This is a genomic window from Pseudomonas sp. PDM31 (genome assembly GCF_019218965.1).
Lineage (GTDB): Bacteria > Pseudomonadota > Gammaproteobacteria > Pseudomonadales > Pseudomonadaceae > Aquipseudomonas.
Genome location: NZ_JAHUWS010000008.1, coordinates 197993 through 210605, shown reverse-complemented (window position 1 = coordinate 210605; position 12613 = coordinate 197993). Strand labels below are relative to the sequence as shown.

Genomic DNA, 12613 nt, shown 5'->3' with positions numbered 1-12613 from the left:
GATCTTCACTTCAGGCTTCCTCCAGTTCGACCAGTGCGCTGCCTTCGCTGACCATCTCGCCTTCCCGGCAATACAGCGCCTTGATCACCCCGGCATGGGGCGCGCGGATGCTGTGCTCCATCTTCATCGCTTCCAGCACCACCAACTGCGCCCCGGCTTCCACGGTTTGCCCGGCCTCCACCAGCACCCGCACGATGCTGCCGTTCATCGGCGCGGTCAGGCCGCCCTGATGGCTGTGGCTGGCTTCGACGGCGCTGATCGGGTCGTAGGACTCGATGCGGCGCAGTTCGCCCTGCCATTGCAGATACACGGCGTCGCCGCTGCGAATGGCGCGATGCTGGCGACGTACGCCATTGTGCTCAGTCGTCAGGTAGTCGCCTGAGAGCCTGGCACGGTGAGCATCCGTGGCACCCAGGGTCAGCGCCCGGTCCTGGCCTTCACAGCTCAGGTGCAGGGTGACTTCCCGCGGCAGTCCGACACGCAGGCCGCTGCGAGCGGCCCACGGAGAACTCGGGTCATCGGTTCGGGTTGCGTGCGGCTGGCTCTGGGCAAACGCCTGGGCGGCCGCCTGCCAGAAGTCTTCGCCGAGCTCGGACGGGGCCGGCAACAGCTGTTCGTGGTAGCGCGGGATGAACCCGGTATCGAGTTCGGCAGCGGCAAACGCCGGGTGAGCGATGATGCGGCGCAGGAAGTTGATGTTGGTCTTCAGACCGCCAATGGCGAATTCGTCGAGCATGCTCAACAGGCGCAGACGCGCCTGTTCACGGTCCTCGCCCCAGGCAATCAACTTGCCGAGCATCGGGTCGTAGAACGGCGAGATTTCGTCGCCTTCTTCTACACCGCTGTCGACCCGGCGTCCTGGCCCTTCGGCAGATTCACGATACAAATCCAGGCGTCCGGTTGCGGGCAAGAAATCGTTGCCCGGGTCTTCGGCATACAACCGTACTTCGATCGCGTGGCCAATCAGCGGCACCTGGTCCTGGGTCATCGGCAATGCCTCGCCGCGAGCCACACGAATCTGCCAGGCCACCAGGTCGAGGCCGGTGATGGCTTCGGTGACCGGGTGCTCGACCTGCAGGCGGGTGTTCATCTCCATGAAGAAGAATTCACCGCGGGCGTCCAACAGAAACTCGACGGTGCCTGCACCGACGTAGCCGATGGCCTGGGCCGAGCGCACGGCGGCTTCGCCCATGGCGCGGCGCAGTTCCTGGCTCAGGCCTGGCGCCGGTGCTTCTTCGACGACTTTCTGGTGGCGACGCTGGATCGAGCAGTCCCGTTCGTTGAGGTACAGGCAGTTGCCGTGCTGATCGGCGAAGACCTGGATCTCCACGTGGCGCGGTTTGAGCAGGTACTTCTCCACCAGCATCCGCGAGTCACCGAACGACGACTGCGCTTCACGCTGGGCCGAGGCCAGGGCGTCAGCCAGCTGGCTGACGCCCTCGACCACTTTCATGCCCTTGCCACCGCCCCCGGCCGTGGCCTTGAGCAGCACTGGATAGCCGATGCGTTCGCAGGCCGCACGGAACGTTTCCAGGTCCTGGGCTTCGCCGTGGTAGCCGGGCACCAGCGGTACGCCGGCGGTTTCCATCAAGGCCTTGGCCGCGGACTTGCTGCCCATGGCGTCGATGGCCGAGGCGGGCGGGCCGAGGAAGATCAGGCCGGCGTTTTCGATGGCGCGGGCAAAGCCTGCGTTCTCCGACAGAAAGCCGTAGCCGGGGTGAATGGCCTGGGCGCCACTGGCCTTGGCCGCAGCGATCAGTTTGTCAATTTGCAGGTAGCTGTCGGCGGCCTTGCTGCCGCCCAGGTCGACGCGAATATCGGCTTCACGGCTGTGGCGGGCGTCACGGTCAGTGGCGCTGTGCACGGCCACGGTGGTCAGCCCCAGGGCCTTGGCGGTACGCATCACCCGACAAGCGATTTCGCCGCGGTTGGCCACCAGCAGAGTGGTGAGGACAGGTGCGCTCATCAACGCGGCTCCTTGGTGGTGGTGGGTGCCTGCCAGCTCGGCGGCCGTTTTTGCAGAAAGGCGCGCAGGCCTTCCTGGCCTTCGGGACTGACGCGGATGCGGGCGATGGCGTTTTCGGTGTAGCGGCGCAATGCGGGGGTCAGTGAGCCGTCGCCGACTTCGCGTAACAGGTCCTTGCTGGCGCGCATCGCGGCCGGACTGTTGAGTAGCAGATTGTCGATCCACTGCTCGACGTTCTGTTCCAGCTCGGCACCGGCGTAGCTCTGCGACAACAAACCGATTTCCCGTGCCCGCTGCCCGCCGAAGCGTTCGGCGGTCAATGCATAACGACGGGTCGCGCGCTCGCCGATGGCTTGCACCACGAACGGGCTGATCACCGCTGGCGCCAGGCCGATGCGCACTTCCGACAGGCAGAACTGTGCGTCATCGCTACCAATGGCCATGTCGCAGCAACTGATCAGGCCCAGCGCGCCGCCAAAGGCTGCGCCTTGCACGACGGCCATGGTCGGGATCTTCAGTTTGGCCAGGTTATACATCAACTCCGCCAGTTCCCGGGCGTCATCGAGGTTGGTGGCGTAATCGAGTTCAGCCGATTGCTGCATCCAGGCCAGGTCGGCGCCGGCACTGAAATGCTTGCCGCGACCGCGCAGCAACAGGAAACGTAAACTGGAATCGCTCGCTACCTGGTCGAGGGCGAGGATCAGCTCGCGGATCATTTCGGCGTTGAAGGCGTTGTTCTTATCTTCACGGCTGAGCCACAAGGTGGCGAAACCCCGAGGGTCGGTCAGCAGTTCCAGCGTATTGAAGTCGCTCATGTTCTTCCGTCTCCACGGTCCTTGTGGGAGCGGGTTTGTGCAGTTTTACGATTGCTGCGCAATCGAACGGGGGCAAGCCCCCTCGCCACACAAGCGCGCTCCCACAGAAAATCACATCCGGAACACGCCGAAGCGGCTCGGTTCGACAGGCGCGTTCAACGACGCCGACAAGGCCAGGGCCAGCACGTCGCGGGTCTGTGCCGGGTCGATGACGCCGTCGTCCCACAAACGCGCGCTTGAGTAGTAGGGGTGGCCCTGTTCTTCGTACTGGTCGAGGATCGGTTGCTTGATCTCGTTTTCCTGCTCTGCGCTGAAACCCTGGCCACTGCGTTCGGCCTGCTCGCGCTTGACCTGCACCAGGACGCCGGCGGCCTGTTCGGCGCCCATTACACCGATGCGAGCATTGGGCCACATCCACAGGAAGCGCGGATCGTAAGCCCGGCCACACATACCGTAGTTGCCGGCGCCGAAGCTGCCGCCGATGATCACGGTGAATTTCGGTACCTTGGCACAGGCCACGGCGGTCACCAGCTTGGCGCCATGCTTGGCGATGCCACCGGCTTCGTACTTCTGGCCGACCATGAACCCGGTGATGTTTTGCAGGAACAGCAAGGGGATGCCGCGCTGGCAGGCCAGTTCGATAAAATGCGCGCCTTTCTGCGCAGCTTCAGCGAAGAGAATGCCGTTGTTGGCGAGGATGGCGATCGGGTAGCCGTGCAGCCAGGCGAACCCGCACACCAGGGTGCTGCCAAACAGTGCTTTGAATTCATCGAACACCGAACCGTCCACCAGTCGCGCGATGACTTCGCGTACGTCGAACGGTTGCTTGGCGTCGGCCGACACCACGCCATACAACTCGTCGCTGCTGTACAGCGGTGCAATGGGCGCGCGCTGCTGCACTTCACCGAGCTTGCGCCAGTTGAGGTTGGCGACGCTGCGCCGAGCGATAGCGAGGGCGTGTTCGTCGCTCTCTGCATAATGGTCGGCCACCCCGGAAACCTTGCAGTGCACGTCGGCCCCGCCAAGGTCTTCGGCGCTGACCACTTCACCGGTCGCCGCTTTCACCAGCGGCGGGCCGGCCAGGAAAATCGTCGCCTGGTTACGCACCATGATCGCTTCGTCGGCCATGGCCGGTACGTAAGCGCCACCGGCGGTGCAGGAGCCCATGACCACGGCGATCTGCGGGATACCCATGGCGCTCATGTTGGCCTGGTTGAAGAAGATCCGGCCAAAGTGCTCGCGGTCCGGGAATACTTCGTCCTGGCGCGGCAAGTTGGCGCCGCCGGAGTCCACCAGGTAGATGCACGGCAAGCGATTCTGCTGGGCGATGGTCTGGGCGCGCAGGTGCTTTTTCACGGTCAGCGGGTAATACGAGCCGCCTTTTACCGTGGCGTCGTTGGCGACGATCATGCACTCAACGCCTTCCACGCGGCCGATCCCGGCAATCACGCCAGCGGCGGGAACGTCTTCGCCGTAAACCTCATACGCTGCCAATTGGCTGATCTCGAGAAAGGGCGAACCCGGATCCAGCAGACGATTGATGCGTTCACGGGGTAGCAGTTTGCCTCGCGAAGTGTGGCGTTCTTGCGCTTTCGGGCCGCCACCTTGCGCCACTTGGGCGAGCAGGGTGTGCAAGGCCTCGACCTGTTTGAGCATCGCCGCGCTGTTGGCCGCGAACTCCGCTGACCGGGGATTGAGCTGGGTATGCAGGGTAGCCATGAGCAGCTCCGATTAGCGGGTTTCGTTGAACAGTTCGCGTCCGATCAACATACGGCGGATCTCACTGGTTCCCGCGCCGATTTCGTACAGCTTGGCGTCGCGCAACAGGCGGCCGGCCGGGAATTCGTTGATGTAGCCGTTGCCACCGAGAATCTGGATGGCGTCGAGGGCCATCTGCGTGGCACGTTCAGCGCTGTAGAGGATTACGCCGGCGGCGTCCTTGCGCGTGGTTTCGCCGCGCTCGCAAGCCTGGGCCACTGCGTACAGGTAGGCGCGGCTGGCGTTGAGCTGGGTGTACATGTCGGCGACTTTGCCCTGGATCAGCTGGAATTCGCCGATGCTCTGGCCGAACTGCTTGCGATCGTGGATGTACGGCACGATCAGGTCCATACAGGCCTGCATGATCCCGGTCGGGCCGCCCGAGAGCACCACGCGCTCGTAATCGAGACCGCTCATCAGTACTTTGACGCCGCCGTTGAGCACGCCGAGGATGTTTTCCTGCGGCACTTCGACGTCATCGAAAAACAGTTCGCAGGTGTTCGAGCCGCGCATGCCGAGCTTGTCGAATTTGTTGCTGCGGCTGAAGCCTTTCCAGTCGCGCTCGACGATGAAGGCGGTGATGCCATGAGGACCCTTTTCCAGGTCGGTCTTGGCGTAGATCACGTAGGTGTTGGCGTCCGGACCGTTGGTGATCCAGGTCTTGCTGCCGTTGAGTACATAGTGGTCGCCGCGTTTGTCGGCGCGCAGCTTCATCGATACCACGTCGGAACCGGCGTTGGGTTCGCTCATGGCCAGGGCGCCGATGTGCTCGCCGCTGATCAGCTTCGGCAGGTATTTGCTTTTCTGCTCGTGATTGCCGTTACGGTTGATCTGGTTGACGCACAGGTTCGAGTGGGCGCCATAGGACAACGCCACCGAGGCCGAGCCACGGCTGATTTCTTCCATCGCGACCACGTGCGCCAGGTAACCCAGGCCGGCACCGCCGTACTCTTCCGGCACGGTGATACCCAACAGGCCCATGTCGCCGAATTTACGCCACAGGTCGGCGGGGAACAGGTTGTCGATGTCGATCTGAGCGGCGCGCGGAGCGATCTCTTTGGCGACGAAGGACTGAACCTGATCGCGCAGCATGTCGATGGTTTCACCGAGGGCAAAGTTCAGGGATGGGTAGCTCATGGGGCACCTTTTTGGCTTTTTTGTAGGGCGGGGAGGGCAGTGATCTACCTCTCACCTTTACGTTAACGTAAACCTGTGTCGAATGGCTGTCAATCGCCCTTTACGTTAACGTCAACTTGAGCGAGAGTAGAGCCAGTTCAAGATAGAACGCGGTCCTGCACTGTGGGAGCGGGCTTGCTCGCGAAGGCGTCCTGTCAGTCGACATTTATGTTGTCTGATACACCGTTTTCGCGAGCAAGCCCGCTCCCACAAGAGACCGCCGGTAGCCCATTAATAAAGACAATAGGGGTCGTCATGGATCAACCCAGTGCAAGCCCGCAACGCAGCTATACCCGCGGTTCCCAAGACAAAGCCTTGCTGGCGATGACCATAGGCCGGGCGTTCGACAATACGGTCGCGCAGTACCCGGACGGCGAAGCGCTGGTAGTGCGCCATCAACAGCTGCGCTACACTTGGCGGCAACTGGCGGAAGCGGCAGATTTGCATGCCAGGGCGTTGCTGGCCCTGGGGTTGCAGGCCGGTGACCGTCTCGGCATCTGGGCTCCGAACTGTGCCCAGTGGTGCATTACGCAGATCGCCACGGCGAAAATCGGCGTGATCCTGGTCAACATCAATCCCGCCTACCGCAGCTGCGAACTCGAGTACGTCCTCAAGCAATCCGGTTGTCAGTGGCTGGTCTGCGCCGGTGCGTTCAAAACCTCGGACTATCATGCGATGCTGCAAGGCCTGGTACCGGAACTGGCCGGGCAATCCATCGGCAAACTGCACAGCGAGCGTCTGCCGGACCTGCGCGGGGTCATCAGCCTGGATGCGCAACCACCGTCGGGCTTCCTGCCTTGGTCGCAGCTTGCCGATCTGGCCGGCAGCGTATCCCTGGAGCAATTGCACGAACGCCAGGCCAGCCTGCACTTCGATCAGCCCGTGAACATCCAGTACACCTCCGGTACCACCGGGTTCCCCAAGGGCGCGACCCTGAGTCACTACAACATTCTCAACAACGGTTACATGGTCGGCGAAAGCCTTGGCCTGACCGCCGCTGATCGCCTGGTGATCCCGGTGCCGCTGTATCACTGCTTCGGCATGGTCATGGGCAACCTCGGTTGCATCACCCATGGCAGCACCATGATTTATCCCAATGACGCCTTCGATCCGCTGCTGACCCTGAGCACCGTCGCCGAAGAAAAGGCCACTGCGTTATATGGCGTTCCGACCATGTTCATCGCCATGCTCGACCAGCCACAGCGCGCCGGGATTGATCTGTCGACCCTGCGGACCGGGATCATGGCGGGCGCGACGTGCCCCATCGAAGTGATGCGCCGGGTCATCAGCGAAATGCACATGAACGAAGTGCAGATCGCCTACGGCATGACGGAAACCAGTCCGGTGTCGTTGCAGACCGGTCCTGCGGACGAACTGGAACTGCGCGTGACCACGGTCGGCCGGACCCAGCCGCAACTGGAAAGCAAGATCATCGACGAGGCGGGCAACCTGGTCCCCCGTGGCACCATCGGTGAGCTGTGCACCCGCGGTTACAGCGTGATGCTCGGCTACTGGAACAACCCCGAAGGTACCGCGCTAGCGATCGATCAGGCCGGCTGGATGCACACCGGCGACCTGGCGAGCATGAACGACGAGGGTTACGTGTGCATTGCCGGGCGGAACAAGGACATGATCATCCGTGGCGGTGAAAACGTCTATCCGCGCGAGCTCGAAGAGTTCTTTTTTACCCACCCGGCCGTGGCCGACGTGCAGGTGATTGGTATTCCATGTTCGCGTTACGGTGAGGAGATCGTCGCCTGGATCAAGTTCCACCCCGGCCACAGCGCTACCGAGCAGGAGCTGCAGGCCTGGTGCAAGGAGCGCATCGCGCACTTCAAGACGCCGCGTTACTTCAAGTTCGTCGATGAGTTTCCGATGACCGTGACCGGCAAGATCCAGAAGTTCCGCATGCGCGAGATCAGCATCGCGCAGCTCAACGCGAAGCTGTAGGAGCCGGCTTGCTGGCGATGCAGGCGCAGCAGTCCATCAGTCAGATCGCGTCATCGTTCATCGTTCATCGTTCATCGCCAGCAAGTCAGCTCCTACGGATCAAGAATTTCAAATCGCAGACAGCACAAAGGGGAGCCGAAGCTCCCCTTTAATTTGTCGTTGCGCGTGCTCTTTTTTTATTATTGAGGGTTGGTCTGTTGTTGTTTTTGGTGACCGTGACCCTTTACCGCTGTTTTTTGGCGATCCCCATTCAGGATCAAGAGCAAACGTATTTTTTTGAGCGCTGATCTGCTTTTTCGCTTAGCGATCCAACCGATTCGGGAGCTACCTGAAGGTAGTTTTATTGTTCTCTGCCCGGTTGCGGGTTGCTCCGAAAAGCACCCTGAAAAGCACACCTTCTCCAAAAAAATCTGTTAGCTGCGTCTCTGTCGTGTTGTTCTTGTTATGTCAGAGTCGTTACGTCTTATTTTTATTGGGTTTGCCGCAATTTTTTTGTTCTTGTTATGCCATAGAGATAGCAGGACCCGTGCCAACTTTTTAAAACCCTTTAAAATCAATGCTTTAGCATTTTGTGAGGGTTTTTGTTGCGGGCAAAACCTGAGAATTTGTTTCCGTGTTACTCGATTGCGCCCCACATTTATGTCCGTGCGGTAACACCCGGACACACTACCCACACTTATTGCGCGCTACGGGCCCGGGCCACACGGGAACCTGTAGGTCGGCCCAATACAGTGCAGATTTGCTGACCGGCGAGCACCAGGGCGTCCAGGTCAATGCCGGTTTCGATACCCAGGCCATTGAGCAGATACACCACGTCTTCGGTGGCGACGTTACCGCTGGCGCCCTTGGCGTATGGGCAACCACCGAGGCCGGCGATGGAACTGTCGAACACCGCGATACCTTCCAGCAGGCTGGCGTAGATGTTGGCTACCGCCTGGCCATAGGTGTCGTGGAAATGTCCGGCCAGTTTGTCCCGGGGTACCTCGGCGGTGACCGCGTCAAACATCTTGCGGGTGGCACCTGCGGTGCCGGTGCCGATGGTGTCACCCAGAGAGACTTCATAGCAGCCCATGGCATAGAGCTCGCGGGCCACCAGTGCTACCTGTTGCGGTGAAACATCGCCTTCATAGGGGCAGCCCAGCACGCAGGACACATAACCGCGCACACTCACCCCGTGTTGTCTGGCGGAGTCCATGATTGGCACGAAGCGCGCCAGGCTTTCGCTGATCGAGCAATTGATGTTGCGCTGGGAAAACGCTTCGGATGCTGCCGCAAACACCGCTACCTCCTTGATCCCGGCGGCGAGAGCGTCTTCAAAACCACGCAGGTTGGGCGCGAGCGCGCCGTACACCACTCCGGGTTTGCGCTGGATCTGCGCGAAGACTTCAGCGGAACCGGCCATCTGCGGCACCCACTTTGGGGACACGAAGCTGCCGACTTCTATATAGCCAAGCCCGGCGGCGGTCAGTGCGTCCACCAGTTGCACCTTATCGGTAACACTGATGGGTTGGGCTTCGTTTTGCAGGCCGTCGCGGGGACCGACTTCGACAATGCGTACGTGGGTGGGGAGGGACATGGGATTGGACCTGTGTGATTGTCTGAATACAGAGAGAACCTTGTAGGACCAAGCTTTTGTGGCGAGGGGGCTTGCCCCCGTTGGACTGCGCAGCAGTCCCATTTTCTGGGGCCGCTCCGCGACCCAACGGGGGCAAGCCCCCTCGCCACAAAGGCTCGCTCTCGCAGTGGGTCGTGCTGGCTTACTGGACCGCTTGCTGGTTTTCGATGGTTTGCTCCAGCGCCTGCACGCAGCGCTCTTGCGCAGTATCGAGTTCCAGTTTCATCTGTTCGATGTCCAGCAACTGCTGCTCAAGCTGCTCGCGGCGCTCGCTGATTTTCGCCAGCATGCTGTGCAGTTGCTTGGTGTTGCCGCTGGACGGGTCATAGAGCTCGATCAGCTCACGGCATTCGGCCAGCGAGAAGCCAATGCGCTTGCCCCGCAGGATCAGCTTCAGGCTGACCTTGTCGCGGGGCGAATAAATACGTTCCTGACCACGGCGTTCGGGGCTGAGCAAACCTTGCTCTTCATAAAAGCGAATGGCCCGGGTGGTGATGTCGAGCTCGCGGGCGAGGTCGGAAATACTGTAGGTCTGGCTGCTCATGGACGCGCTCGCAAAAGGTCATGGCGCTAAGCTAATGGCAGGTTGACGTTTACGTCAAGCGGCAGGTTTTTTTGCTGCTCTTGCTGGCCCCATCGCGAGCAGGCTCGCTCACACAATGGACATTCATTGAGCACACAATCTGTGTATTACAAGTATCCCTCTGGGAGCGAGTCTGCTCGCGATAGGAGCAACCCGGTATTTAGCCCTACACTTTCTCGAGCTTTTTCTCCTGCGCCGTCACCTGCTGGCACAACTCGATCATCTGCTCACGCATCCAGCGGTTGGCCGGGTCCTGATCGGTGCTTTCATGCCAGTAGAGGTGGGTTTCCACGGGCGGTACATCGTTGACCGGTAGATAAAAGGCATGCAGATCATTGCGGCGGGCAAACCGCTCCGGCACGGTCATGACCATGTCCGTCTGCTGCAACACCTGGGACGCCATCAGATAGTGTTGGGAACGCAGGGCGATCTTGCGCTGGATGCCCATCTTGCCCAGCGCCAGGTCGACATAGCCCAGGCCGCTGCGGCGACTGGAAATATGAACATGGGTCAGCCCCAGATAATCATCGAGGGTGAATTTCTCTTTGCCCGCCAGCGGGTGCCCCTTGCGCATGGCGCACACATAGCGGTCTTCCATCAACTTGACATGGCGCACCTGCGGATCGGTGTTGAGCGGTGCATCCACGGCGAAGTCGAGTCGACCAGCGGCCAGCTCCTTGGTGGTTTCCCGGCGCTTGGACAGGAAACTCTCGATGATCACCGTCGGCGCCAGGCGGCGCAGGCGCTGGAACAGCGGTGGCAGGATCACCGCTTCAGTGAGGTCGGTCATGCTGATGCGGTAGGTCTTGGCCGCCTGCAGCGGGTTGAAAATGCGGCTTTCCTGCACTGATACGCGCAGCAGCGAGAGCGCGTTGCGCACCGGGCCTATGATGTTCTGGGCCATGGGCGTGGGCACCATGCCTTGGGCGGTGCGCACGAACAACGGGTCGTTGAAGGTCTCGCGCAGGCGGGCCAGGGCGTTCGACACGGCCGGTTGGGTAATGCCGACAATCTGTCCGGCGCGAGTCAGGTTGGCTTCGGTGTAGATCGCGTCGAAGACGATGAAAAGGTTGAGGTCGACCTTGCTCAGATTCATTGCGCTGCGCTCTTGTTATCAAGGTTTCTTTACGTGACCCGAGGGCCTTGGCGATAAGCCGATCATATATCGGTGATGAATGTTTATACACGCTGAGAATAGGCTAGGTAAATTTTCATGGCTGTTCTAGCATCGATTGCATGATCTAAACAACCTCCCCCAAGAAGGTATCTTGCTCATGGATTTCGCTTATTCGCCCAAGGTTCAGGAACTGCGTGAGCGCGTGACTGCGTTCATGGACACCTACGTTTATCCGGCTGAAGCCGTGTTCGAGCGCCAGGTCGCAGAGGGTGATCGCTGGCAGCCGACTGCGATCATGGAAGAACTCAAACTCAAGGCCAAGGCAGAAGGCCTGTGGAATTTGTTTCTGCCTGAGTCCGAACTCGGCGCCGGCCTGAGCAACCTCGAATACGCGCCGTTGGCGGAAATCATGGGGCGCTCGCTGCTGGGACCTGAGCCGTTCAACTGCTCGGCTCCAGACACCGGCAACATGGAAGTGCTGGTGCGTTACGCCAACGAAGAACAGAAGCAACGCTGGCTCGAGCCACTGCTGCGTGGCGAGATCCGTTCGGCATTCGCCATGACCGAGCCAGACGTTGCGTCCTCTGACGCCACCAACATGGCCGCCCGCGCCGTGCGCGATGGCGACGAGTGGGTGATCAACGGCAAGAAATGGTGGACTTCCGGCGCCTGCGACCCGCGCTGCAAGATCATGATATTCATGGGCCTGAGCAATCCTGACGCGCCGCGCCATGCGCAGCACTCGATGATCCTCGTGCCGGTGGACACTCCCGGCGTGAAGATCGTGCGACCGCTGCCGGTGTTCGGCTACGACGATGCGCCGCATGGCCACGCCGAGGTGCTGTTCGAAAACGTCCGGGTGCCGTACGAAAACGTCCTGCTGGGCGAAGGACGCGGCTTCGAAATCGCCCAGGGCCGCCTTGGCCCGGGCCGGATTCACCACTGCATGCGCTCGGTCGGCATGGCCGAGCGTGCGCTGGAACTGATGTGCAAACGCTCGGTCAGCCGTACCGCATTCGGCAAGCCGCTGGCACGCCTGGGCGGTAACATCGACAAGATTGCCGACTCGCGCATGGAAATCGACATGGCTCGCCTGTTGACCTTGAAAGCGGCCTACATGATGGACACTGTCGGCAACAAAGTGGCCAAGAGCGAAATTGCGCAGATCAAGGTCGTAGCGCCAAACGTGGCACTGCGAGTGATCGACCGGGCGATCCAGATTCATGGCGGGGCAGGGGTTTCCAACGATTTCCCGCTGGCCTACATGTACGCCATGCAGCGCACCCTGCGTCTGGCCGACGGTCCGGACGAAGTGCATCGCGCAGCGATCGGCAAATTCGAGATCGGCAAATATGTGCCCAAAGAGATGATGCGTAGCGAGCATTGATCAACACAAGTTCTGTGCTGATCACCGGCTCTGGCGAGCGGGCTACCTTGTGGCGAGGGGGGTTGCCTGTGGCGAGGGGGCTTGCCCCCGATGGGTGGCGAAGCCACCCCCCCCATAACCACCAACGCGGTTTTACAAATAAACCGCGTGCTATGTTTTAAGGGCTGCTGCGCAACCCAGCGGGGGCAAGCCCCCTCGCCACAGAAAACCCTTTGCACAGGTAGTTTCTTGAGACAGCAAGCCCCC

Annotated in this window: 9 protein-coding genes; 2 read left to right on the top strand and 7 right to left on the bottom strand. The window is 60.9% G+C overall.

Going from position 1 to position 12613, the window contains the following annotated elements; translation table 11 throughout:
* Window positions 1–10 precede the first annotated feature (10 nt).
* The 4 genes from KW839_RS17370 to KW839_RS17355 form a co-directional block, all read right to left on the bottom strand.
* Complete coding sequence (locus KW839_RS17370; RefSeq protein WP_218425019.1) at window positions 11–1966, bottom strand: acetyl/propionyl/methylcrotonyl-CoA carboxylase subunit alpha; 1956 nt, start codon at window positions 1964–1966, stop codon at window positions 11–13.
* A complete protein-coding gene (locus tag KW839_RS17365; protein ID WP_218425018.1) occupies window positions 1966–2781 on the bottom strand; it encodes a gamma-carboxygeranoyl-CoA hydratase in 816 nt (271 codons plus the stop codon). Before KW839_RS17365 ends, KW839_RS17370 begins: the two co-directional genes overlap by 1 nt.
* A gap of 111 nt (window positions 2782–2892) precedes the next feature.
* A complete protein-coding gene (locus tag KW839_RS17360; RefSeq protein ID WP_218425017.1) occupies window positions 2893–4500 on the bottom strand; it encodes a carboxyl transferase domain-containing protein in 1608 nt (535 codons plus the stop codon).
* 12 nt (window positions 4501–4512) lie between these two features.
* Window positions 4513–5676, bottom strand: a complete 1164-nt coding sequence (locus KW839_RS17355) for an isovaleryl-CoA dehydrogenase (protein WP_060543519.1) — start codon at window positions 5674–5676, stop codon at window positions 4513–4515.
* Between the two features lie 294 nt (window positions 5677–5970).
* Here KW839_RS17355 and KW839_RS17350 point away from each other — a divergent pair, with 294 nt between their 5' ends.
* The gene (locus KW839_RS17350) at window positions 5971–7665 is read left to right on the top strand and encodes an AMP-binding protein (RefSeq protein ID WP_218425016.1); all 1695 of its coding nucleotides are present in this window, start codon (window positions 5971–5973) and stop codon (window positions 7663–7665) included.
* Between the two features lie 676 nt (window positions 7666–8341).
* On the opposite strand, the gene KW839_RS17345 is transcribed toward KW839_RS17350, so the two are convergent.
* The 3 genes from KW839_RS17345 to KW839_RS17335 form a co-directional block, all read right to left on the bottom strand.
* On the bottom strand, window positions 8342–9241 hold the full coding sequence (locus KW839_RS17345; protein WP_218425015.1) for a hydroxymethylglutaryl-CoA lyase: 900 nt from the start codon (window positions 9239–9241) through the stop codon (window positions 8342–8344).
* Between the two features lie 181 nt (window positions 9242–9422).
* Window positions 9423–9824 carry a MerR family DNA-binding transcriptional regulator gene (locus KW839_RS17340; protein ID WP_060543522.1) on the bottom strand — a complete coding sequence of 134 codons (402 nt, stop codon included), beginning with the start codon at window positions 9822–9824 and terminating at the stop codon, window positions 9423–9425.
* A gap of 205 nt (window positions 9825–10029) precedes the next feature.
* A complete protein-coding gene (locus KW839_RS17335) occupies window positions 10030–10959 on the bottom strand; it encodes a LysR family transcriptional regulator (RefSeq protein WP_060543523.1) in 930 nt (309 codons plus the stop codon).
* Window positions 10960–11137: 178 nt separating this feature from the next.
* Between KW839_RS17335 and KW839_RS17330 the strand changes: the two genes are divergently transcribed.
* Window positions 11138–12367, top strand: a complete 1230-nt coding sequence (locus KW839_RS17330; RefSeq protein WP_060543524.1) for an acyl-CoA dehydrogenase — start codon at window positions 11138–11140, stop codon at window positions 12365–12367.
* The last annotated feature ends 246 nt before the right edge of the window (window positions 12368–12613 follow it).